General features: G+C 61.5%; 15 protein-coding genes. 13 read left to right on the top strand and 2 right to left on the bottom strand.

Features of this window, described 5'->3' with window-relative positions; translation table 11 throughout:
* Window positions 1–17: 17 nt before the first annotated feature.
* Together AACW30_RS24645 and AACW30_RS24640 are read left to right on the top strand one after the other, a co-directional pair.
* Window positions 18–2,426, top strand: a complete 2,409-nt coding sequence (locus AACW30_RS24645; protein WP_200623681.1) for a glucose/quinate/shikimate family membrane-bound PQQ-dependent dehydrogenase — start codon at window positions 18–20, stop codon at window positions 2,424–2,426.
* A 58-nt stretch (window positions 2,427–2,484) separates the two neighbouring features.
* Complete coding sequence (locus AACW30_RS24640) at window positions 2,485–3,750, top strand: carbohydrate porin (RefSeq protein WP_200623680.1); 1,266 nt, start codon at window positions 2,485–2,487, stop codon at window positions 3,748–3,750.
* Between the two features lie 1,805 nt (window positions 3,751–5,555).
* Here AACW30_RS24640 and AACW30_RS24635 read toward each other — a convergent pair.
* Both AACW30_RS24635 and AACW30_RS24630 read right to left on the bottom strand, forming a co-directional pair.
* The gene (locus tag AACW30_RS24635; protein WP_200623679.1) at window positions 5,556–7,979 is read right to left on the bottom strand and encodes a hypothetical protein; all 2,424 of its coding nucleotides are present in this window, start codon (window positions 7,977–7,979) and stop codon (window positions 5,556–5,558) included.
* A 724-nt stretch (window positions 7,980–8,703) separates the two neighbouring features.
* Window positions 8,704–10,200: a CoA-acylating methylmalonate-semialdehyde dehydrogenase gene (locus AACW30_RS24630; protein ID WP_200623678.1), complete on the bottom strand. Its 1,497-nt coding sequence runs from the start codon at window positions 10,198–10,200 to the stop codon at window positions 8,704–8,706.
* A gap of 110 nt (window positions 10,201–10,310) precedes the next feature.
* Between AACW30_RS24630 and AACW30_RS24625 the strand changes: the two genes are divergently transcribed.
* The 11 genes from AACW30_RS24625 to AACW30_RS24575 all read left to right on the top strand — a co-directional run bounded on the left by AACW30_RS24625 (window position 10,311) and on the right by AACW30_RS24575 (window position 25,306).
* Window positions 10,311–11,252, top strand: a complete 942-nt coding sequence (locus tag AACW30_RS24625; protein WP_200623677.1) for a LysR family transcriptional regulator — start codon at window positions 10,311–10,313, stop codon at window positions 11,250–11,252.
* A gap of 407 nt (window positions 11,253–11,659) precedes the next feature.
* Complete coding sequence (locus AACW30_RS24620; protein ID WP_200623676.1) at window positions 11,660–13,525, top strand: 3-dehydroquinate synthase; 1,866 nt, start codon at window positions 11,660–11,662, stop codon at window positions 13,523–13,525.
* 5 nt (window positions 13,526–13,530) lie between these two features.
* Entirely contained in the window at window positions 13,531–14,400 is an 870-nt protein-coding gene (locus tag AACW30_RS24615) for a UbiA family prenyltransferase (protein WP_200623763.1), read from the top strand.
* On the top strand, window positions 14,397–15,080 hold the full coding sequence (locus tag AACW30_RS24610; protein ID WP_200623675.1) for an EboA domain-containing protein: 684 nt from the start codon (window positions 14,397–14,399) through the stop codon (window positions 15,078–15,080). Before AACW30_RS24615 ends, AACW30_RS24610 begins: the two co-directional genes overlap by 4 nt.
* Window positions 15,081–15,120: 40 nt before the next feature.
* Window positions 15,121–16,005 carry a TatD family hydrolase gene (locus tag AACW30_RS24605; RefSeq protein ID WP_200623674.1) on the top strand — a complete coding sequence of 295 codons (885 nt, stop codon included), beginning with the start codon at window positions 15,121–15,123 and terminating at the stop codon, window positions 16,003–16,005.
* Entirely contained in the window at window positions 16,002–17,216 is a 1,215-nt protein-coding gene (gene eboE, locus AACW30_RS24600; RefSeq protein WP_200623673.1) for a metabolite traffic protein EboE, read from the top strand. The genes AACW30_RS24605 and eboE overlap by 4 nt, the downstream gene beginning before the upstream one ends.
* Window positions 17,206–18,651: an alkaline phosphatase family protein gene (locus tag AACW30_RS24595; protein WP_200623671.1), complete on the top strand. Its 1,446-nt coding sequence runs from the start codon at window positions 17,206–17,208 to the stop codon at window positions 18,649–18,651. Before eboE ends, AACW30_RS24595 begins: the two co-directional genes overlap by 11 nt.
* Window positions 18,621–19,763 carry a hypothetical protein gene (locus AACW30_RS24590; protein ID WP_200623669.1) on the top strand — a complete coding sequence of 381 codons (1,143 nt, stop codon included), beginning with the start codon at window positions 18,621–18,623 and terminating at the stop codon, window positions 19,761–19,763. Before AACW30_RS24595 ends, AACW30_RS24590 begins: the two co-directional genes overlap by 31 nt.
* A gap of 10 nt (window positions 19,764–19,773) precedes the next feature.
* Window positions 19,774–22,137, top strand: a complete 2,364-nt coding sequence (locus tag AACW30_RS24585; RefSeq protein WP_200623666.1) for a hypothetical protein — start codon at window positions 19,774–19,776, stop codon at window positions 22,135–22,137.
* Between the two features lie 58 nt (window positions 22,138–22,195).
* Window positions 22,196–23,494, top strand: coding sequence for a hypothetical protein (locus tag AACW30_RS24580; protein WP_200623664.1), 1,299 nt, complete (start codon window positions 22,196–22,198; stop codon window positions 23,492–23,494).
* Window positions 23,495–23,497: 3 nt separating this feature from the next.
* Complete coding sequence (locus AACW30_RS24575) at window positions 23,498–25,306, top strand: hypothetical protein (protein ID WP_200623662.1); 1,809 nt, start codon at window positions 23,498–23,500, stop codon at window positions 25,304–25,306.
* The last annotated feature ends 3 nt before the right edge of the window (window positions 25,307–25,309 follow it).

Raw genomic sequence — 25,309 nt, 5'->3', positions numbered from 1 at the left:
CTTCGAGTCCTGTCGACATGAAACGAGCATCCCGCGCCGCTGGCGCCTCACGATATCTTCTGCTGGGCCTGGGCATCATCATTGCCCTGCTCGGCGTGGCCCTGGCCGTTGGCGGCGCCAAACTGGTCAGCCTGGGCGGTTCCTGGTACTTCCTCATCGGTGGCGTGGCCATGGCCGTTTCCGGCCTGTTGATCGCGCGGCGCAACCCGGCTGGCGCGTGGCTGTTCGCCGCTTTTCTGGTGGGCACGGCTGTCTGGGCAGTGGCGGACGTAGGGCTGGTGTACTGGCCGCTGTTTTCGCGGCTGTTCATGTTTGCGGTGATCGGCGTGGTGGTGGCGTTGGTGTATCCGTTGCTGGTGGGCAAGCCCGCTCGCGGCGCGTATGGCATTGCTGCCGTGTTGGCAGTAGGCGTGGCCGTCGCTGCAGGCAACATGTTCGTGGCGCACCCAAGCGTGGCGCCCACCGGTAAAGGCCCAGGCATCACGCCAGTGGCTGCAGCCGATGCACAAAAAGACTGGGCGCACTACGGCAACACCGAAGGCGGCAGCCGTTTTGCAGCGCTGGACCAGATCAACCGCGACACCGTCAACAAGCTCAAAGTGGCGTGGACCTACCACACCGGCGACGTTGCCATCAGCGACGGCAACGGTGCCGAAGACCAACTGACGCCCCTGCAGATCGGCAACAAGGTGTTTATCTGCACGCCGCACAACAACCTGATCGCGCTGGATGCCGACACCGGCAAAGAGCTGTGGAAGAACGAAGTCAATGCCAAATCGGCGGTGTGGCAGCGTTGCCGTGGCATGGCGTATTTCGACGCCACCGCGCCCATCGCTCAGCCGACCCAACCCAACAGCTCGCCGATCATGGCCGCCAGCGTGCCAGCCGGTGCGCAATGCCAGCGTCGCCTGCTGACCAACACCATTGATGCACGCCTGATTGCGGTGGATGCCGACACCGGCAAGTTCTGCGAAGACTTCGGCACCCACGGCCAAGTGGACCTGAAAGCCGGCCTGGGCGATGTGCCAGACAGCTACTACCAATTGTCGTCGGCACCGTTGATGGCCGGCACCACCGTCGTGGTGGGTGGCCGCGTCGCCGATAACGTACAAACCGACATGCCCGGCGGCGTGATCCGTGGTTTCGACGTGATCACCGGCCAAATGCGCTGGGCCTTTGACCCGGGCAATCCCGAAGACAAACAAGCGCCAGCCGCCGGTAGCACCTATGTGCGCAGCACGCCGAACAGCTGGGCGCCAATGTCATACGACCCGCTGATGAACACGGTTTTTCTGCCGATGGGCAGCTCGTCCACCGACATCTATGGCGTTGAACGTACCCAACTGAATCACAAATACGGCGCCTCGGTGCTGGCGCTGGACGCCTCCACCGGCGCAGAAAAGTGGGTGTACCAGACCGTCCACAATGACCTGTGGGACTTCGACCTGCCGATGCAGCCGAGCCTGATCGATTTCACCCCACCGGGCAGCGACAAGGCAGTACCGGCTGTGGTGATCGGCACCAAGGCCGGGCAGATCTACGTGCTCGACCGCGCCACCGGCAAGCCGCTGACAGACGTCAAGGAAGTGCCGGTCAAGGCCGCGAACATTCCCAACGAGCCGTATTCGTTGACCCAGCCTAAATCGGTGGGCATGCCTCAGATCGGCGCGCAAACCCTGAACGAATCGGACATGTGGGGCGCCACGCCCTACGACCAATTGCTGTGCCGTATCGACTTCAAGGGCATGCGCTACGAAGGCCTGTACACCGCGCCGGGCACCGATAAATCGCTGAGTTTTCCGGGCTCGCTGGGCGGCATGAACTGGGGCAGCATTTCCACCGACCCGGTGCACGGTTTTATCTTCGTCAACGACATGCGCCTGGGCCTGTGGATCCAGATGGTGCCGTCGCAGAACAAGGCCCAGGCCTCGTCCGGTGGCGAAGCGCTGAACACCGGCATGGGCGCGGTGCCACTCAAGGGCACGCCGTATGCGGTGAACAAAAACCGCTTCCTGTCGGTGGCCGGCATCCCGTGCCAGGCGCCGCCGTTCGGCACCCTGACCGCCATCGACATGAAGACCCAGCAGATCGCCTGGCAAGTGCCGGTGGGCACGGTTGAAGACACCGGCCCGCTGGGCATCCGCATGCACCTGCCGATCAAGATTGGCCTGCCGACCCTCGGCGGCACGCTGTCCACCCAGGGCGGCCTGATCTTTATCGCCGGCACCCAGGACTTCTACCTGCGCGCCTTCAACAGCGGCAACGGTGATGAAGTCTGGAAGGCCCGCCTGCCGGTGGGCAGCCAAGGCGGCCCGATGACCTATGTGTCGCCGAAAACCGGCAAGCAATACATCGTCATCACCGCCGGCGGCGCGCGCCAGTCCACTGACCGTGGCGACTACGTGATCGCCTACGCCCTGCCATAACCCTGTGTTCGCGCGGTGCCGCCCCCGGCACCGCGCTTTTTTGTCTGGAAAACCACGCATGACCCCCACTTCTCATTTGCCCCTTGGCCGCCTGGTGCTGGGCCTGGCTTTTGCTGCCGCCCTGCCGGTTCAAGCTGACGACACCACCCTGACCGGCGACTGGGGCGGCCTGCGCCGTGAACTCGACGAGCAAGGCATCCGCTTCACCGGCGACTACAGCGGCGAAACCGCCTACAACGCCGACGGCGGCCAACACCGTTCGGCGCGCTACTCGCAAAACATCAAGCTTGGCGTGCAGTTCGACCTCGGCAAGCTCTACGGCCTGAACAATGGCGACCGCATCCAGCTGACCATCAACGACCGGCGCGGCAACAGCGCCTCCGAAGACCTGGTGGGCAACCGTCTGCCGATCCAGGAAAACTACGGCGGCCTCTACACCCGCCTCACCGAATTGAGCTACGAACGCACGCTGTTCACCCCCGCGCTGAACGTCAAGCTTGGCTACATGGCCATGGGCAACGACCTCGGCGGCCTCGACAGCGGCATCCTGTGCAACTTCATGAACGCCGGTTTCTGCGGGCACCCGCTGAACATGTCCGGCGGCAGCGGCTGGGCCAACTACCCCAACGCACACCTGGGCGCACGGGTGAAATACGACTTTTCCCCGGCGTGGCAACTGCGCGTGGCGGCGTTTAATGTCGACCCGTCGAGCAACGGCAATTCCAGCCGCGCCTGGCACTTGGGGCCCAAGCACACCACCGGCACCGTGGTGCCTATCGAGCTGGTCTACAAACACGCGGGCACGCTGCCGGGTGAATACAAGCTGGGGTATTACTACGACAGCTCCGATGTGAAACGCATCGGCAGCAATAAAACCGTCAGCGGTCGCGACGGTCACTACCTGCTGATCGACCAGGCCGTGTGGTCGTCCAGCGCATCCGCCGGTCGCGTGCTGCACGCCTTCGGCCAATACTCGGCCGCCAGTGAGGCCGCCTCGCCGTTCAGCAAGTGGTATGGCGCGGGCGTAGTGCTGTACAAACCGTTCGAAGGCCGCCCGCGCGACACCGTCGCCCTGGGTTACGGCCGCGCGGTGCCGAACCCGCGCAGTCGCGACGTGCAGGAACTGGCAGCGTTCAACGCGGGGACGGACTATCCGAACCTGAACAATGCCGAGCAGTTGATCGAACTCAGTTATGGCTACCAGGCCACGCCGTGGCTGACGTTGCGTCCGGATGTGCAATACATCATTGAGCCGGGGGCGTTTGCGGGTACAGAGATCGACAATGCACTGGTGCTGGGCTTGCAGGTCAAGGCAGTGTTCTAGGCCGCGCCGTTCAGCCACAAAACGCCGCCGGTACCGCCGTGCCCAAGGCCCGCTCCCACATTCGAACTTTGGCTGGCGCAAAAACCACCGCCTGAACACGGTGAAAAGTGTGGGAGCTGGCTTGCCTGCGATGGCGGTAGACCAGTCCCCAACAGATTGACTGACACTCCCTCATCGCGGGCAAGCCCGCTCCCACATTGATCTTCTGCTGGCGCAAAACCACCGCCTGAACACGGTAAACAGTGTGGGAGCTGGCTTGCCTGCGATAGCGGTAGACCAGTCCCCAACAGATTGACCGTCACACCCTCATCGCGGGCAAGCCCGCTCCCACATTGATCTTTCGCTGACGCAAAAACCACCGCCCGAACACGGTAAAAAATGTGGGAGCTGGCTTGCCTGCGATGGCGGTGGACCAGTGCCCAACAGGCTGACCGTCACACCCTCATCGCGGGCAAGCCCGCTCCCACATTGATCTCTTGCTGGCGCAAAACCACCGCCCGAACACGGTAAAAAATGTGGGAGCTGGCTTGCCTGCGATAGCGGTAGACCAGTCCCCAACAGCTTGACTGACACACCCTCATCGCGGGCAAGCCCGCTCCCACATTGATCTTCGGCTGGCGCAAAACCACCGCCTGAACACGGTAAACAGTGTGGGAGCTGGCTTGCCTGCGATGGCGGTAGACCAGTTCCAAACAGCTTGACTGACACACCCTCATCGCGGGCAAGCCCGCTCCCACATTGATCTTTCGCTGACGCAAAACCACCACCTGAACACGGTAAACAGTGTAGGAGCTGGCTTGCCTGCGATAGCGGTAGACCAGTCCCCAACAGATTGACCGTCACACCCTCATCGCGGGCAAGCCCGCTCCCACATTCGATCTTCTGCTGGCGCAAAACCACCGCCTGAACACGGTAAAAAGTGTGGGAGCTGGCTTGCCTGCGATGGCGGTAGACCAGTGCCCAACAGCTTGACTGACACACCCTCATCGCGGGCAAGCCCGCTCCCACATTGATCTTCGGCTGGCGCAAAACCACCGCCTGAACACGGTAAAAATGTGGGAGCTGGCTTGCCTGCGATAGCGGTAGACCAGTCCCCAACAGATTGACCGTCACACCCTCATCGCGGGCAAGCCCGCTCCCACATTCGAACTTTTGCTGGCGCAAAACCACCGCCCGAACACGGTAAAAAATGTGGGAGCTGGCTTGCCTGCGATGGCGGTAGACCAGTCCCCAACAGGCTGACCGTCACGCCCTCATCGCGGGCAAGCCCGCTCCCACATTGATCTTTCGCTGACGCAAAAACCACCGCCTGAACACGGTAAACAGTGTGGGAGCGGGCTTGCCTGCGATGGCGGTAGACCAGTCCCCAACAGATTGACCGTCACACCCTCATCGCGGGCAAGCCCGCTCCCACATTGATCTTTCGCTGACGCAAAAACCACCGCCCGAACACGGTAAAAAATGTGGGAGCTGGCTTGCCTGCGATAACGGTAGACCAGTCCCCAACAGATTGACCGTCACACCCTCATCGCGGGCAAGCCCGCTCCCACATTCGATCTTCTGCTGGCGCAAAACCACCGCCTGAATACGGTAAAAAATGTGGGAGCTGGCTTGCCTGCGATGGCGGTAGCTCCGTCGATCTAGTCGGCGACTGACACGCTGCATTTGCGATGCAAGCCCTGGGTCATCAACCGCCTTGGGTGACTTGGGCACCGGTATCGACAAAACGCAGGCCAGGGCTCTGCGCGCCAAGGCGGTGCTTCAGCTCACCCCTGTTGCGCAACGCAGCAACATTTGCGGTCGAATCAATCATAGTCATCGTCGCTATCGTCACTGCCGCTATCCTGCGCACTGTATTGCTCGAGCATGAACTGGTCGTTTTCCTCTTTCTCCGCCGGGGTCAAGTGTGTGCTTTCATCCCACAGTCTTCGTTGTGCGGGCGTCAGGTCATCTTCATCCACAAATCGTTCTGCAGGCAGTATGTTTTTGACTTCGGGTGTGAGGTTCGTATCGCGCAGTTCGGCGGAAGGCGTGTAGTGACCGCTCGAGTTTGTCCAAAACTCGGGCTGGCCATCTTTTATGTAAACAGTCCCCGCATACATCACATCAGTAGTCCCTCCCTTCAGTGATTTCAGCCCGCTGGTCAGTGCTGAGTGCCCCTCCACCCAGCCGGGGTTGGTTCGCAAGTTGTAGGGGTAAGGCTTGCCTTGAGGGGTGAGGCCTTTGTTCATCGAGCCGACATACACCCTGTCCGGTTCATCCGCACGTATAACAAATGCGTACGCACCATCAGCAATAAACGGCTTGGCGTCCCGCGGGTCTTGCGAAGTCAACGCATAGCGCCCACTTGGCCTTCGATTGAACTCCAATATTTGTTCAGGGGCCGCGGGTCTTTGTTGCGTGGTGCCTGCAATGTGTTCCTTGAGTGGAACGAATTCAGTTCTGCCCCCGCCGGCAACCCCTCTTCGTTTCCAAATACCGGCGTTGTCCGGCTTGGCAATTTTCCCGCTACTGACTAGTTTTCCGGGGTTGTGCGGGTCTTTGACACGCAATAGAAAATAGCCGCCCCCCGCATCTGGCTTATCAGCGACGAAGTACTTTTGCCCCGCATACTCTACTTCTCGCATCTGGCCGATAGCGCCAGACGTATCAGGCGCAGGACTCACCTTAGGCGCACCCTCAAGGGGAACGGACACCGCCTCGGTATTTTTCAACGCATTGTTAACCCGCACCAATTCGAAATCGTTGGTCTCAGGGTTGTGTTTCCAGAAGTACTTCAGAGGAGTTGCGGCGGCAGGTCGTTCACCTAACCCCACTTCCACACCAATTGAGGCAAGTTCATGTACCAGTTGCAGGCCTGATAACACTGCCGCCGCACTGCCGCCTACACGGTCGTCGGCGGTCATGCCATAGATGGCGTCATGGACGCCAAAGACCACATTGCCCACATTGCCCACCACAGGTAGGTAACCGAAGGTATTGCCCCAAAAGTCTTTCGCAGACTTCCAGTTTTGCTGTGAGGAACCAAATACTTCAGTTTGGTCGGACCACACGGCATTTTTGGCGTTGACCTCTTGGTATTGAGTGGCAATACCGGCATCCAAATCGCCGTATTTCAACCGATAATCCGTCGCTCGCGACTCGGTGTAGTTAAACGTCTCCCAGACCGGCACCCCTTTATCTTTGAGAAAACTGGCGTACCCCGGATAGTGGGCATTAGTGCCCTCAATAAAACTATCAAGCACACGTTCCGCCTTTGGCCAATGTGCATCGTGCCTGCCTTGTCTGTCGCTGGCATTGAAACCGCGCAGCAGATCACTTCGATTGTTTTTAGCCCACTGGGCGAATGCCTTGTCGCCCGTTATTTCATGGACCATGCCGTTCTTTAAGTCGACCATCACGCCCTGGTTAGGCCTGTGCTCAGGCTTACCGTCATAGGGGGTATTGGGAATAAAGGCATACCCTGCCAATGGATAGCCATACAGGTTGGGAATAATGACCTGCCCATTTTTTTGCAACGTTCGCTTGATAGCCTCTTGACCTTCAAGGCTTAACTTTTCGAAACTTTCTTTATCGTTAGACAGGTGCTGCAAGGTGCCGCGTACCGCATAGGCGTCCGCTTTTCCGGAGCGTTTGGACAGCGCGCCGTTAGCATCCCGCATGGGCGTTGCTATTTCATTTTCCCAATGTTTCTGAAGCTGCTTGCCCTGTAATTCCAGATCGGCGACCTTGGTCAGGTCTTGTTTTTCGATTTCCATGAATTGGAAATTGACCGGCCCTCCCCGCTGCACTTTGTCATGCGCGAGGGCGCCGGCTGCAATTTCCCAGGCAAAGTAGGTGCGTTTATCGGTGTTGGTCAGTGCTTCGGGTCGCCCTTTGCCGGTGTAGGAGGTGAACGTCACTGTGACCTTTTCATGCGGGTCGTACCCTGCCGCCAATAACCCACCGCTGAAGTAACCCGCCGGTTCCAGGAACTGGCGCACCTTCTGGAACCTGATATTGCTTTCGCCTTCGCTACCACTTTCTATGTTTTGGATTTGCGTCACGACACGACCGGCATAGGCATCGATGCGCTTCAGTCGCTCCTGTTGCGTATAGCTCGCCGTCGGCGGGGTGACGGTAACGGCTCCATAGATCACCGCTTTGGCAACATCAGACTCGTGATTGGGGGCTGGAGGGGCAATCGGTTTCTGCCCAAGACTGACCTGTTTATCCTCAGAACCGGTCATTTCTCCCGGAACACTGTTTTGCAAAGGTGGCGACGCGTCGACTGCTCGGGGATTACGGCTCTGCCCGTGAGCGGGTCCGATACCGGCGCCAAAGGGGTTGGCGTTGGCGGCTGGAGGAACGGGGGAAGACGGACTTATATTCATCATCGGCTGGCTTTTTCTGACTGTTGCCCTGGATAAGCCCCCCCGCAATTGAAGATCCAGGCCGGATCAAGCACCGGATGCTTCGGTTTGGGGAGCCTCGTTCACCGGTGTTGTTTTTTCGTACAAAAACCGCACGAACTTACCTACACCAGCGACCAATCAGTCGTACGCCAGAGTGAATAGGTTCCCTCACTGAAAACGTCGTTTGTTACGTGGTGTTTTCGCCAATTCCTACGGTAGCTGTGCGTAGGGCACCTTCGGGTGCGCCGGTTTTCCTATTGACCGGTCTGCTAGCCCGCCTACAGCCGCCACCCTCGTTTAGCCGCGTTGGCGCTAGCGTCCTTGTTCAATAGCAGCTGCACCATGGATAAAGTCGTCCCCAACCGGCCCCTCGGTTAAGCCAAAGCCCGGGCGGGGGAAGATTCTGGCGGTGTGGCATTGGCTGGAGATGGCCAAGACCACAGTGGATCGCTCCAGCGAATGCCTGAACCCAACAAAAACCACGGCCTGAATAAACGCGGTCAAAAAAATGTGGGAGCTGGCTTGCCAGCTCCCACCGTTGATCTACAGCGCGCTGAGGTTATTTGGACACGGGCATCGCAAACTCCGCGCCCTGCTCGATGCTCTCTGACCAGCGCTGCATGATCGACTTCTGCTTGGTGTAGAAGCGCACGCCTTCAGTGCCGTAGGCGTGCATGTCGCCAAACAAGCTCTTCTTCCAGCCGCCAAAGCCGTGCCAGGCCATCGGCACCGGAATCGGCACGTTGATGCCGACCATGCCCACTTCGATACGCCGGGCAAACTCGCGGGCAATGTTGCCGTCGCGGGTGAAGCAACTGACGCCGTTGCCGAATTCGTGGTCGTTGACCAGCTTGATCGCCTCACCGAAGTCATTCACGCGCACGCAGGCCAGCACCGGGCCGAAGATTTCTTCGCGGTAGATGCTCATGTCTTTCGTCACGTGGTCGAACAAGGTTGCGCCGAGCCAGAAGCCGTTTTCCAGGCCCGGTTCGCTGGGCACATAGTCGCGCCCGTCGAGCAGCAGTTTTGCCCCGGCTTGCACGCCTTGTTCGATATAGCCGCTGATGCGCTCCAACGCAGCCCGCGACACGATCGGGCCCATCTCGGCTTTCAAATCGCGGCCGTCGGTGATGCGCAATGTCTTCGCGCGCTCGGTCAAGGCGGCGATGATCTTATCGCCCACATCACCCACCAGCACCGCCACCGAAATCGCCATGCAGCGCTCGCCGGCACTGCCATAGGCGGCGCCCATCAGCGCGTCGACGGTTTTTTCGATGTCCGCGTCGGGCATCACCACCATGTGGTTTTTCGCGCCGCCCAGGCCTTGCACACGCTTGCCATTGCGCGCGCCGGTCTCGTAGATGTATTGCGCAATCGGCGTGGAGCCGACAAAGCTCACGGCCTTGACGTCCGGGTGTTCGAGCAGGGCATCCACCGCTTCCTTGTCGCCCTGTACCACGTTGAACACGCCTTTGGGCAAGCCGGCTTCGCGCAGCAACTCAGCCATGAACAGCGAAGCGCTCGGGTCGGTCGGGCTGGGCTTGAGGATGAAGGTGTTGCCCGCCGCGATGGCGATCGGGTACATCCACATCGGCACCATCACCGGGAAGTTGAACGGCGTCACGCCGGCCACCACGCCCAAGGGTTGGCGCAGGGTCCAGTTGTCCATGCCCCGCGACACCTGGTCGGAATGTTCGCCCTTGAGCAGGTTGGGAATGCCGCACGCGAATTCGAGGATGTCGATGCCCCGGTCGACTTCGCCCTGGGCATCGGTGAACACCTTGCCGTGTTCGGCGACGATGATGCGCGCCAGGTCGTCTTTGCGGTCACGCAGCAGGTGCAGGTATTCGAACAGTACGCGGGCACGGCGGATCGGCGGGGTGTCGGCCCAACCGGCGAAGGCGGCCTGGGCGGCGGCGACGGCCTCGCCCACGGTCTGGCGGCTGGCCAAGGCCACGCGACCGCTCACCTCACCGGTGGCCGGGTTGTAGACGTCCTGATAGCGATCATCGCGGGAAACGCGCTGGTCGTTGATGTAATGCTCGAGGATGCTCATGGCAATGGGTCCCAGGTCGGTAAACGTTGGAGCCCACGATAGGCTTTCAGTTTGTTCCGAACCATAGCAGAATCCAGAACTGATTGTCCTCATAGGCGAACAATAGAATCATGGAAAAGGCTGAGATCGAAGGGCTGTGGACTCACATTCATTGGCTGTCGGTGCTTGAGGAGCAAGGCACCTACACCGCCGCTGCCGCGCGCCTGGGCGTGAGCAAATCCGCTGTCAGCCAGCGCATTTCAGACCTGGAAAAAGCCACCGGCACCCGGCTGGTCACCCGCACCACACGCAGCGTGCGGCTGACCGATGCGGGCCTGTCACTGACCCGCGAAGTGCGCAGCGCCTATGCGCAGATCGCCCGTAGTTTCTCTTCGGTGCGTGACGCTGCCGGGGAAATTCGCGGCCTGGTACGCCTCACCGCGCCAGTGGCATTTGCCCGCCAGCAACTGGTGCCGCACCTGTCCGAGTTCCTGCAACTTTACCCGCAGGTGCGCATCCAGCTGGACGTCTCGGATGCCTTGAGTTCGCTGGCGGCCGAAGGCTACGACCTGGCGGTACGGCACGGCTTCCAGGTACCGGAAACCCATGTAGCGTGGAAGCTGTGCGACACCGGCTCGGTGCTGGTCGCCACGCGCGAGTACCTGCATCAGCAAGGCGAACCGCGCGAACCTGGCGACCTCACCGCGCATAACTGCCTGTACTACCCTCGGGGCACCGACCAGCCGGCATGGACCTTTGAACGCGGCGGCAAACAGGTTGAACGGGTGACCGTGCCGATCTCTGGGAGTTTTTCGACCAATAACAGTGAAGCGCTGCGCGACTCAGCGATGAACCACCTGGGCATCGCCCTGCTTCCGGATTTCAGCGCGCAGGCCGCACTGGCCCATGGCAACTTGGTGCAAGTGCTCACGGGCTGGACGCTCAAGGGCGCGTTTGCCGATGAGATTTACCTGATTCGACCGTATTCACCCCATGTACCGAAATCGGTCAGTACGTTAGTGGGCTATCTAAAGGATAAGTTATCCGGCGGTTTTCGATTTGTGGGTAAGTGACACACTCATGCAGACAACTTAAGCGGAACCATTCTCGACAAGTAGTTATTACCGATCTACTTATAGCCAGCGGCAATAATCCAAATAACAAACTTCAAGACCTTGTAGTGAACTTGTTACCGGCGAAAGCCCGCAACAACGGGTTCTTGACGCTTTGAAAAAAGCCATACAACTAATTGTAAAGCGTAAATAAACAGCGCTGTTTAAACCGCGCCAACCTCCCGGCTTTAAACTCCTTGATGCGCAAACTTGCAAAAAAACCACAACCGGCTACGTTCATGAATACCGTGAAAGCCATCAGCCATTACGCACACAGCCAGCCCAACGGGCGAGGGACTCTATTGCTCTGAAAACAGCGCTTAACACTGACACGGAACTTAGTCTTAACTCTCAAAAGGGATGCTTTGATGAAGCGCAGCCGGTGGTACCGTGCGTTCTCGAAAAAGGGGCCAGCCGAACATTTTTGGCTGTCGTTGATAGGCTTTGCTGTGCTGGTGATCGCCAGCTTCCTGTTGTTTGAACAACAGATCCAAGACTTCCTGCTTCACCTCAACCTGTATCAACCTTCGACGCCTGCCCAAGCATTCAACCTGGCACTGCTGCTGCTCGCCCTGCTCGCCCTCGATGTGGTGTTGCCGGTGCCGTCAAGCCTGGTGGCGTTGCTGGCGGTGGCCATGCTCGGCGGCCTCGGCGGTTACCTGGTGATTTTCATTGGGCTGTGCCTGGGCGCCGGGCTGGGCTATGCGCTGGGCGCCGGCTATTTGCGCTTGCTGTCCGGCCGCCTTGGCTTGCATCAGCGCCAGCCAGGGCAGTTGGCGTATCGGTTGAGCACGTTGTCGTTGATTTGCCTGCGTGGCGTGCCGGTGCTGGCGGAAACCTCGGTGGTCGCCGCCGGCATGCAACGCTATCCGCTGCGCGCATTTTTGCTGATCACCACCCTGGCCAATGCCGGACTGGCACTGGCTTACACCGCCATCGGCACGCTGCTGATCGAGCAGAACTCACTGCTGGTCACCCTCCTCGCCAGCATGGTGTTGCCGCTGGCGTTTATGGCCGGTTATAGCCTGCTCAAACGCAAACCCGCTGGGCAGCAGCCGCTGCGCGGACGGTTCGAGGTCAGTTACGACTACCCGGTGATGTTCACCGATCACGTGTTTGATCCGCTTAACCCGTGCCTGCACCGCGCGCTCATCACCCAGCACGCGGCACCGGTGACGGTGATGGTGTTCGCCGATGCGCAACTGCTGCACAGCGCCCCACAGTTGCTGGCTCAAATCGACGCCTATTTCGCTGCCCATGCAGACCTGCATTTGCAAACCGCCCCTATCGCCGTGCCGGCAGGTGAACTGAGCAAAACCGCACGCGTGCTGGAGCAGCTCTACACCGACATGCTGCAACACGGCCTGGACCGGCATTGCTACGTGCTGGCCCTGGGCGGCGGCGCGGTGCTGGATGCGGTGGGCTATGCCTGCGCCACCTTCCACCGCGGCATCCGCCTGATCCGTATTCCCAGCACGGTGCTGGCCCAGAACGACGCCGGCATCGGCGTGAAAAACGGCATCAATGCCTTCGGCCAGAAGAACCTGCTGGGCACCTTCTGCCCTGCCACGGCGGTGATCAACGACTTCCAACTGCTCACCAGCCTCACCCGCCGCGACCAGATCGCCGGGCTGGCCGAAGCGGTCAAGGTAGCGCTGATCAAGGACCAGGCGTTTTTCGCGTGGATGGAACAACACGCCGATGCCCTCGCCCGCTTTGATCACCCGGCCAGCCGCCACGCGATTCGCCGCTGCGCCGAGCTGCACTTGGCGCACATCACCGGCGCCGGCGACCCGTTCGAACGCGGCAACGGTCGGCCGCTGGATTACGGCCACTGGGCCGCGCACAAATTGGAAAACCTCAGCCACCACCGGCTGCGCCATGGCGAAGCGGTCGCGGTGGGCATGGCATTGGATGGGCTGTATGCGAATGCCTTGGGGTTGTTGAGCGATACCGACACTGAGCGAGTGATGAGCCTGCTGCGCAAACTGGGGTTCAACCTGTGCCCGCCTGAACTGACCTTGAGAGATGCGCAGGGCCGCTCGCCGCTGTTGCTGGGGCTGGAGGAGTTCCGCCAGCACCTGGGAGGGCAACTGTCGATCCCCATGCTCAACCGCATCGGCCAGTCGGTGGACCTGCATGAAATCGACAGCGCGACGATGGAGGCCGCGCTGCAACGCTTGTCGACCGCAAGCGAAGCAGCGCTGACGCTGGACGAGGGTTACGCACAATGAGCCCGATGAAAACCTGGATGACCCTGGGCCGCGTCTCCAACCTGCCCACGGTATGGACCAACACCCTCGCTGCGGCCCTGCTCGCCAGCAGCGCCGGCGCCCTGGCACCGCCGTCGTCGCTGGTGTGGGGGCTGCTGCTGATCACGCTGTCGTTGCTGTACCTGGCCGGCATGCTGTTGAACGACTGGCTCGACGCCGACTGGGACCGGCAACACCATAACCCGCGTCCGATCACGCTGGGTTTGGCCAGCCGGCAGCAAGTCGGCCTGGCCACGGCGCTGCTGCTGATACTCGCCGCCGCAGCGGTGCTGGGCCTAAGCCGCTTGATCGACGAGCCGCATTGGCTGCTTGGCAGCGTGGTGCTGTTGGTGGGCTGCATCGTCGGCTACAACCTGCTGCACAAGAAATACGCCCACAGCGTGTGGCTGATGGGCGCCTGTCGCTCGGCGCTGTACCTCACGGCGGCGGCCAGCCTGGCGGTGCCGCCGGAGCCGATCTGGCTGTGCGCGATTCTGCTCGGCGTGTACATCAGCGGCCTGACCTACCTGGCGCGCCAGGAACACCGCAACCAGCTGATCAGCCGCTTGCCATTGCTGCTGATGCTCAGCCCATTGGCCCTGGCGTTCTACTCCAACACGCTGTGGTTCTGGCCGGTGCTGCTGCTGTGGCTGGGCTGGCTGGGCTGGCATTACCGCAAGTACCTGGCCAACCCCCAACACCGGCAAGTCAGGGCGTTTATCGGTGCAGGGCTGGCCGCCTTGCCGCTGTTTGACGCACTGGTTTTGGCGGTGGCCAACCAACCGATGGGCAGCCTGTTGTGTGTGGTGGTGTTTTTCCTGCTTCCCCACTTCCAACGTTGGATCAAGCCGACATGAACATGCGCCAGGATGGCCTCGCCGCACACCTTCAAGCCCTGCCCCAGCAACTGACCGCCGCCCAACTGGAGTGGTGGCAGCAGGCACAGGCGCAGCTTGCCCAGCAACCCAGCGCCACCCTGGCGGCGTTGTTGAGCGGCCAATGCAAGCGCCTGCTGCCCGCGTCGGCCGTGGAGTTGGCACGTGCACTGGTGCTGGCCAAAGCACTCGAACACACCCCGGTAACCGAGCAGGTGCCGCTGCTGCGTCAGCTGTTCCTGTGGGGTGACGACCAGGAAAAAATCGCCCTGCTGGGTGCCCTCGACTGGCTCGACAGCGACGGCCTTTGCGTGGCGCTGGCCCTGCAGGCCGGGCGCACCAGCAACCCGCAGGTATTCGCCGCCCTCGCCCTCGACACGGCCTACCCGTCACGCCATTACCCGGAGCGCGCCTTTCACCAACTGGTACTCAAAGCGCTCGGCATGGGCCTCGACGTGGGGCGCGTGGTGGGGCTCACGCAGCGCCAGGGCGTCACGCTCAACCAACTGGCCCTTGACCTGCTCGATGAACAGCTCGCGGCCGAGCGCACCGTGTCCCCCGGGTTGCCCACCGTCATCGCCTTTGACCTGCTCAGCGCCGCGCAACGCCAGCGCCTGCGAAGCCTGAGCCTGCCGCCGCAATGGCGCGCCTACCTGAACTGACACCGCACAACGCCGCCCCTGCCCTTGACGAGGATTCACCATGCTCAAGTACTTCGATCCGCATATTCATATGGTCAGCCGCACCACCGACGACTACCAGAACATGGCCGCCGCCGGCATCACCGGCGTGATCGAACCGGCGTTCTGGCAGGGCCAGGCACGCACCAGTGTCGGCAGTTTCGTCGACTACTTTGACACGTTGCTCGGCTGGGAACGCTTTCGCGCGAGCATGTTTGGCATTCATCACTTCTGCACCATCGGCCTTAACCCCAAAGAGGCGAATGACCTGTCGATCGCCAATGAAGTGCTGCAGATTCTGCCGCGCTACCTGGTCAAGGACGGCGTGGTGGCAGTGGGCGAAATCGGCTACGACGACATCACCCCTGAAGAGGACCGCTTTCTGGCCGCGCAGCTGGAACTGGCCAAGCAATTCAACCTGCCGGTGCTGGTGCACACGCCGCACCGCGACAAGATCGGCGGCACCAAACGCACCCTCGCGGTGATCCGTGAAGTGGGCATCGCCGAGCACCTGGTGATCATCGACCACCTCAACGAACTGACCTTGCCGCTGGTGCTCGACAGCGAGTGCTGGCGCGGCCATTCCATCTACCCCAACACCAAGATGTCGGAGCAGCGCATGGTCGCGCTGCTCAAGGAATACGGCACCGAAAAAATGGTGGTCAACAGCGCGGCGGATTGGGGCATCAGCGACCCACTCAAAGTGCCCAAGACCGGCCAGGCGATGTTGGCCGCAGGCTTCACGGAAGCCCAGGTCGAGCAGGTGCTGTTCCATAACCCGGTGGACTTTTTCGCCCAAAGTGGCCAGCTCGACAAGGCGCGGGTGAGCACGCCGCTGCCCATCGACCAGCGCAAGCAATGGCAGGAAAACTCGGCCCTGCGCGGCCAGGAACCGGTGGTCAAATGAGTGCCGGCAGCGGCTGGACGGCCGCCCAACTCGGGTATTGCAGCAATGTGCACCCAACGCGTGACCTGGCCGGATTACGGGCCTCGATCAAGCAGCATTTTCAAGGCGTGCGCAATTTGCGCGGGCTGCAGCAACAGGACAGCGGCCTTTGGATTTGCGCTCACGCGGCGGCGCAGCTGCAGCAGGAATCGGCGCGCGTGCAGTTCCTGGCATTGCTCAAGCACAGCGGCCTGCGCTTGACCTCGCTGAACGGTTTTCCCTATGGCGAATTTCATCAGGGCGCCGTCAAAGCCGACGTCTACCTGCCCAATTGGGCCGACCCGCAACGCCTGGCCTACAGCCTGGACCTGGCGCGCCTCCTCGCCCATGCCTTGCCAAACGACTGCGTCCACGGCGTGATCTCCACGGTACCGCTGGGCTATGCCGCCACCTGGACGCCGGCATTGCAGGCGCGCGCCGACGAGCAACTGAGCCAACTCACCGCCGCACTCGCCCATCTGCATTGGGAAACCGGCAAGAAAATCGTGTTCTGCCTGGAGATGGAACCGGACTGCGTGCTGGAAAACACCGAGCAGGCCATCGCGTTTTTCCAGCGCCGGCAATCCATGGACCCCAACCATGCCTACTTGGCGTTGTGCTTCGATGTGTGCCATCAGGCGGTGATGTTCGAAGACTGCTACCAGTCGCTGGAACGGCTGCGCGCGGCCGAGGTGCCGGTGGGCAAGATCCAGCTGTCCAACGCGATGATTTGTCGCTTGCCATCGGACGACGCCAACCGGCGCGAACACGTGCTCACAACCCTGAGCACCTTCGCCGAACTCACGTACTTGCATCAGGTGAAAGCGCTCACGGCCCAGGGCCATCGAGTGGCCTGGCCAGACCTGCCGGCCGCCCTGAAGGACTGCTCCGGGTTCGGCGAACTGCGCATCCACTTCCACATCCCGCTGTTCAGCGAGCACCTGTTGCTGCCCGAACTCAGCGGCAGCCAGATTGCCCTGGCGCAGACCTTCGACTACCTGGCGGCGCATGCCGATGTGCGCCCGGTGCTGGAGGTGGAAACCTATAGCTGGGGCGTGCTGCCCGTTGAATTGCGGCCCGCTACCGAGGCCGCTCAATTGGCCGGCATCGCCGCTGAGCTGCGCTGGGTCGAAGAGCAACTGCGCCAGCGCAACCTGTTGCACGTGCAGGAGGCCTACGCCGATGCCCTCTGAACAACCGCTGCTGTTGATCAATGTGGTCGGGCTCACGCCCTCGCTGTTGGGCGAAGCGACGCCGCACATCAACTCCCTGCTCAAGACCGCCAAGATGGCCAGCCTGCAACCGGTGTTCCCCGCCGTAACCTCGACGGTGCAGGCCTCGATCCTCACTGGCGCACCGCCGTCGCAGCACGGGATTGTCGGCAATGGCTGGTACTTTCGCGATCAGGCCGAGGTGCGTTTCTGGCTGCAACCCAATGGGTTGATCCAGGGCGAAAAGGTCTGGCACACGCTCAAGCGCGAGCTCCCGGGCTTTCGCTGCAGCCAGTTGTTCTGGTGGTACAACATGTACGCCGACGTGGACGCCGCCATCACCCCGCGCCCGCATTACCCGGCCGATGGGCGCAAACAGTTCGGGCTGTATTCGTCACCGCCCGGGCTGCATGAGCAGATCGAGGCGCAGATTGGCGAGTTCCCTTTCCATGGCTTCTGGGGGCCGGCAGCGGGCATTGCATCAAGCCGCTGGATCGTCGACTGCGCGATGGCCGAGTTCCAGATCAATCGCCCTCACCTGCAATTGATCTACTTGCCTCACCTCGACTACAGCTTGCAGCGCGTGGGGCCTGAACATCCCTCGATTGCCGATGAAGTACGCGCCATCGACGCCGAGGTGGGGCGCCTGCTGGCCTTCGCCGAGGCGCAGGGGGCGGCGGTGATGGTGCTGTCCGAGTACGGCATCGAAGCGGTCGAGCAGTCGGTGTCGATCAACCGCGTGCTGCGCGCCGAAGACCTGTTGCAGGTGCGCCAATCCTTGAGCTGGGAACTGCTCGACCCGGGCGCCAGTGCGGCGTTTGCGGTGGCCGATCATCAGGTTGCGCACATCTACGTAAAGCAGGCACAGGACATTGCGCGGATCAAAGCCTTGCTGCAGCGCCAGCCCGGTATCGAGCAGGTGCTCGATACAGCCGAGCAACGCGTCTGGCAGCTCGATCACCCGCGCAGCGGCGAGCTGGTGGCCGTGGCCGCCGCGGGTTACTGGTTCGATTACTACTACTGGCTGGATGAGCGCAAGGCGCCGGACTTTGCGCGCACCGTGGACATCCACCGCAAGCCTGGCTACGACCCGGTCGAGCTGTTCATCGACCCGGCGATTCGCTTCCCCAAACTGAAAATGGCGCGCCGCCTGCTGCAAAAAAAGCTCGGCTTTCGCTACTACATGGACCTGATCCCGCTGGACACCACGCTGGTGCGTGGCAGCCACGGGCGCCTGCCCAGCAGCGCACAGACCGGCCCATTGCTGATCACCAATTGCGATCTGGCGTTGCCGCAGCAGCTTGCGGCGACGGCAGTCAAGCAACTGCTCCTGGAACACTTCCTGGGGCGCCCACACCTCGAACTGGCCAATGCCAAGGAGCTTCCATGCGGCGAGCCTTATCTATCACTGTCCTGAGTGCACTGGCCGGATTGGCCCAGGCCCAAGGCGCAAACACGGCCTTCGACTGCACGGATTTTCTGCAGTTTGGCGGCAATATCGACAAGACGCGAACCACCTTCACCCAAAGCCCCGAGACCCTGGCCTGGAACTGGTTTGTCTGCCTCAACCAACCGGCTGCGGCACAAAGCCCTGATCGGGCCTGGGAAACCATGAAGCCTTCAGACCAGGTTTACCTGGCCAATGGCGCGCAACCCCTGCCCTACGCCCAGCGCACACCCGTGCCCGCCGCGGTGCTGACGCAAGCCCAGGCGATGGGCATGAACGTCAATCGTCTGTTCCACAACCTCAACGCCACGCAACAGGTGGACGGGCTGATTCTGGAAATGGGCGGCCAGGTGCCGCAAGCCCAGCAAGGCCAGGCGGTGCGGTTTCAACTGCTGATGGGGCCGGACACCTTCAACTACATCGTGCAGCAGAAGGTCTACAACGTGAATGGCCAGGCCGCATTGACCAGCGACCTCAACTTTCCCTCCACGGCCTGGGAACTGAAGGCCGCCTGGCTGTGGATCGGTAACAACCCGACCTACCAGCAGCAGTTGGCCAACGATGGCTACTACATCGCCCAGACCTACTACCAGCAAGGCACTGAGTACGTGGTGGGCTATGCCGCGTTGAGCGGCTTGCATGTGATCAACAAATTGAACCCCGACTGGGTGTGGACCACCTTCGAAAACCGCAACAACAGCAAGTACACCGTGACCAACGCGATCCCGCCCACGCCGATGACCAACAGCACCGGGCCGACCCCGGCGGCGCAACCGGTCAATACGAGTTTTCAGGCGAGCAACCCGACACTGGCGCAATACGAGTTGATCGGCGTGCAGTCCAATACCACGCCTACCCTGCTCGCCAACTCCCAATTGGAATCGGCGTTCCAGAACCAGTCGTCGTGTTTCGCCTGCCACGGCACCGCCGCGTATTCGCCCACCAAGGGCTACTTCAACTTCGCCCTCAAACAAGACGGCGGCATCGTCTACCCCACCGCTGCACTGCCGGCTTCCGACTTTGTCGGGTATCACAAACTGGACTTTGTCTGGTCGCTCAAACGCGCCCAGTGGCAACGCTAAGGAGCCTCACATGAGCGTATTGAATTTCCCGCGTATCTACCTGGGCGGCCATATGTTCTGGAACCCGCCGACCGCCAACAACAACGACATGTACCCGCTCTACGATGCGGTCAAAATGCAGATGAACTGGCGGTTCCTGGAAGCCTTCAAGATCACGCCGCTGAACGCCGCCAGCCAATTGCTGCCGTGGACCATCGCGCCACTGGCGCCGGCCGCCGTGCCGGACTACGTGATGCAGGTGCCGGGCAATGCCGGGCAGTTGGCATCCCCCATGATTCCCGGCGAATGGAACCTGTTCGGCGATAACGCCTGCGGCACCGTGAGCTACAACCAGACCCAGTCGGTGATCACCGGCGGCGAGTTGCCCGACGGTGGTTACGTCAGCCAGGACCCGCTGATCAATCAAAGTTATCAGTTGCTCGGCAATCCGTTTGGCGGCGCGCCGACGTCGCCGGCACGGTTTGTCGACGTGAGCCCGTGGCAGAACACCTTCACCGCGCTGTACTTCGACAAGCTGGTGCTGGGCAATGCGCAATGCGGCCTGACGCTCAACCGCGAACACCGCATGCTCGACCGTTTCCTCAATTTCAATTGGGCCAACCTCGGCGGCCTGGCGTACGTGACCACCACCTGGCAGACCTGCTTCCCGAAGGAAAACCTGGCGTGGGTGATCGGCAACTCGGCGTTGCTGCAAAACCTGCAGGCGCAGATGGCGCAACAAAACGCCAAGGGGCTGATGTTCCGCTTTACCACCTATCTGACCTGCTACGACAAGAACGGCATCTTCAACAACTACCCACCCATCGACACCCACAGCTCCACGCCCGAGGCCCAGGCCAAGGTACAGGCCATGTATCAGCAGGCGCTGGATAACGTCGGCGATATTTTCTTCAACCCGGCCTATAGCCGTACCGTGGGCAGCCTGGGGTTGTGGTTTGACGACGAATTCCCCACCGCGCCGGCCGGCAGGCGCCTGGTGCCGGCCGCCAAGGTGGCGATCTACAAAACCTCACCGGGCACCACCAGCCAGGTCCAACTGGGCGTGATCTCGGCCCAGGCCCATGGCAATACCTTGTCGCTGGACCTGGGCAACGCCTTTCCGTTCTACCCCATCGACAGCAAGGCCGACATCCCGGTCGCGGCCAAGTACCAGGCCGGCGACTACCAGATCGGCATCCGCCAAGGCACGCAATTCAGCCCGTTGGCCAGCTTTGGCTATGACGATTACCAGCAATTGGCGTTCGACAAGCGCGCCGGCATCCTCGACCTGGCCCTCACCGTCGAGGCCCAGGCGCAGCTGCAATCCGGCACGCTGGAGCTGCAACAGCAAGGCACCACGCCGATCATCGCCGCGACCCAGCAATTGTGGACCGCCGAGGTGGTAGAGAGCGCCAGCTTTATCGACGTGGGCGACACCAAGACGTTGCAGGTGATGGTGCAATACGACGGCCAGCCCGCACCGGCCGGCACCACGTTGTGGGTGGCCGAATACGGCAATGCCTACATGCTGTGCACCACCGATTACTACCTGGCGTTCAGTAACGCGGCGGACTTTTCGCTGTTCAACAACGACCCGCAGAACCCGGCCAACAACAGCCCCTGCCTGCCGCAATTTGCCGGGGCGAAGACCTTGGCCGGCCAGATCACCGAAGGCACGGGTCGCCAGCTCATGGCAACCCGGCTGGCGGTGCCCGCCGATCAAACCGTGCCGGTGACCTACCAGCAATTTCTGCCGACGCCCGCCGCTGTCGCCCTGAGCCCGACGCTGACGTTCGCCAACCCGATCACCCTGCAACGCACGTTGCAAGACCCGCTGAACAGCCCGGTGCAATTTAGCCTGACCAAGATCCAGACCGACGCCAACGGCATCGCCAACCTGACGGTCACGGCCCAGGCGCCGGGCTTTCCGACCTTGCGTTTCTTTGTCCAGGACGGTCAGCAGGAACCGGAGATCCCCTTCAGCTTTCCGCTCAACCAGGCCTTTACCGATTTTCTCGCGCCGCTGCGTGTGCTGCCGCTGGAACCGCAAATGCAACAGGATTTCGTCAACGCCTGGAACCTGATTTATCAGCGTGAAAATGCCGGCCAGCTGATCTGGGAGACCTTCATCTACCCATTCATCCTGCAGCCGTTCTATTACCTCTACCCGATCATGAGCAAGTACATGCCGCTCAATAACCTGACGCGCATCGAGGGCGCGGTCGACCAACTGATCGTGTTGATCAGCAAGGCCTATCAGGAGGAAAGCACGCTGGCGATGCCCATCACGCGGGACATGCCGCAAAGCCGTCGCGCGGTGCTGGAACTGTGGGCGCAGGCGTTGGTGAAGCGTAACTACCCGCCCGTCCCGCTGAGCATGAACGACTACGCGTAAACCGCGCACAGGACCACCGGGTGACGCACCTGTCACCCGGTTTTCAAAGGAGTGTTGTATGAACGCCAGCCGCTTGAGCCGACTGTTGCTATTGCTGATGCTGCTCAGCCACGGCGCCTTTGCCGGGGACGACAGCGGCAAGCCCCTGGCACTGGCCACGCAACTCAATTGCCAGACGCCGACGCGCGCGCCCGCAGCCAATGCCAGCCAGGACCAGTTCGATCAATACAGCTGGCAGCTGTTTATCGCCTTGAACTGGCCGGCACAGGACGGGCAGCGCGGCACGCCCAATTGCAGCAAACAACCCGGCGACCCCGGCTACACCGTGTGGCAGACCTACAAGACCGTCAGCGAAATTTTCCTGCCGGGGGCCGCCAACCCCGGGCCGTGGAATAGCCCGCTGATCGCCAGAAGCCTGGGCATCATCAACATCGCAGCGCTGAAAAACAGCTCACTGGTCAACTCCATCGACCAGGCGGTGGGCGGCTGGCTGATCGATCAGGCAGGCAACCCGACCTACTACGATATCTCGGCCAACCAGGCGTCCTACAACTACATCGTCAGCAATAACTTCTACAACGCGAATGTGGTGTCCAAGGCCAACACCATCAACTTCCCCAATGGCGTGATCGAGGTCAAATCCAGCTGGCGCGTGCTCACCGCCCGTGACAATGCCAGCCATTACCTCACGCAGTTTGCCCGCGTCGCGCGGTTCAACAGCCAGGGGCAACGCATTGGCGTCGGCGAGGCGTACCTGGGCCTGGTGGGCTTGCACATCATCACCAAGGTCAACGGCTACCCGCAGTGGATCTGGTCCACCTTCGAGCAGGTCGAAAACGTGCCGCCCAAAGCCAAAGTCAACGGTCAATGGGTCGATCAACCGGCGCCCGGCACCGCCTATTCCTACTTCAATGCGGCCGCGCCCGCCGCCGCGCTGAACCAGTCGCCCTGCAATTGGCAAACACAAGGCACCCAGCTGGTCTGCGTGCCCAAGCCCGGCACCACGTTCCAGACGCCTAACCCGCTGAACCGCGTGACGCCCATCGCGGATGTGACGAACTGGGTCAACAACAACTACCGCAACGATCCGGGCCTGCAACGCAGCGTGTTGAAGTACTACCAGTTGATCACCACCCAGCGCCCGCTGATGCCGAACAACCCAGGCAATCCGCTGGGCCAGCCGACCCCGGCGCTGTCGGCCAACGTGACCATGGAAAGCTATATCCAGCCCACCAGCAGTTGCATGAACTGCCACTCGATGGCGACACCGGTGAAGAGCCCGTTCAAGTCCGACTTCTCCTACTTGTTCAAATTTGCCAACAGCCCCATCACCCCACACGCCACGGGCAAGGAATAGACCATGAGCATCCTCAACGGACCACGACTGAATTTCTGGGGCGGCATCCGCACGGACGTAAGCTTGCCAAATAACTCGCCGACCATTCCTTTCAATGGCAACAAGCAATGGCCACTCTTCGACCTGACCACTTCGACCCTGGCACCCGGCGCGCAGCCTTACACCGACGACCAGTTGAACAGCATGATCAACGCGCCCGCCGGCAACTACTACACCGCCGGCGGCTGGAACCACTACGGCCAGCACGTGGTGGACCTGCAGAACGCCTTGATCAGTTCCCAGGGCAGCCCCGGCAACATCAGTACAACGGGTGACCAGGTCGGTCAGCCGGTGTACCTGCTCGGGTCAGTGGACCCGGTGAGCGGCCAGGCACCGGTGTCCGGGCCGATGATGGTGGATCTGGACCCCAGTGCCACGACCACCACGCAGATTTTTGTCGGCGGCCTGCAAATCGGCAGCAACGACAATATCCAGCTGCTGATTCGCTGCAATGCGGTGTGCAGCAGTTTCGACGTGACCGGGCGCGTGCTTGAGCCGGCAAAGATGGACGCTCCGGGGTCGTTCCATGCCAGCGGCACGTTCCAGCTGACGTTCCCGCTGAGCAGCATCGTCAGCTGGAACCCAAACAGCAGCGGCCTCAAGGCGATCATCCAGGCGCCGGGCGCGACGGGCATCGTCCTGCGTTTCGTGATGTTCGAGATGTGCCCGCAGATGACCACTGCGCAGCTCGATGCCGATTATGCTGCCGGCAAATACACGCCCAACCCGAGCATCGGCCGGGTCATCGGTACGCTGGCCCCGGCCTTTGCCGGCGAGCCGCTGAGCTGCCAGCCGGGACGGCAATTGATCAATGCGGCCACGAACAACGCCGCCTACGCGGCGCTGGGCAATAACGGGCTGTTGAGCCTGGACATGGTCAACGTGATTCCCAAGCAAACCTTCCGCGCGGTACGGGACGACATCACCAGCCCGATCGGGCCGAATGCGAATTATGGGCCGGTGACCATTTCGGCCGGTGCCGCGCCGCTGATCACCCTCAACCCGACTGCCAGCCCACTGGTCAATTACTACGTGTATGGCGGCATCGTCGATGTGGCGCTGACCACCAGCCAGCAGCAGGCCGTCAGGACCACGCCGTTGGCGATCAACGCCCCTGGCCAGGTGGCCGGGACTCAGTTGCAGGCGACCGAGTCGACCTATCGGGTGTATGCGGATCAGCGCAATGTGTACCTGGAGGATTACCCCAACGGCCTGACGATCACCTTGCAGGTTCGCTACCTCGGCGGGCCGGTGCCCGGCGCCACCACGATCAGCCTGGCAGCGAGCCCACCGGGCGTCTACGAGCAGAAGCAGTACACGGACTTTCTCAACTTTCCGCGCTCGCTGGCCGTGAATGCGGGCCAACAGACGGTGAGTTTTCCCGTGACGCTCACATCCGGCAGCGCCGCCCAGGCGGGCTTCGTGGCCCTGACCTACACGGCCAATGGCGTGGACAACGGCGCCTTTTTCACCAACTTTCGAAAATATGCTCAGACAGACTTTGGCATCGCCAGGGGCAGCGTCATTACCTGGCAACAGGTGTACCCGAATGTGCTGCGCTTTCACTACCTGGCGTTCCCCGCCATGTCGCGCTACGTGCCGTTGAACCAGCCTGACGCGATCATGGGCGCGAAGAACGCCATCCTCGCGCGCACCTCGGACGCCTACAAAGGCACCACGTTGTTCATGCCGGTCGTGCGCTCGATGTCCCCCGCCCAGCGCGCACTGCTGCGGGCCTATCTCACCGGCAGCCCGTGGCAGCCACCGCAATAGGAG

Source organism: Pseudomonas sp. MF6747, assembly GCF_963890955.1.
In the GTDB taxonomy this organism is placed as follows: domain Bacteria; phylum Pseudomonadota; class Gammaproteobacteria; order Pseudomonadales; family Pseudomonadaceae; genus Aquipseudomonas.
Note: the sequence above shows the minus strand (reverse complement) of the source record. Positions and strands in the feature narration are given on the sequence as shown.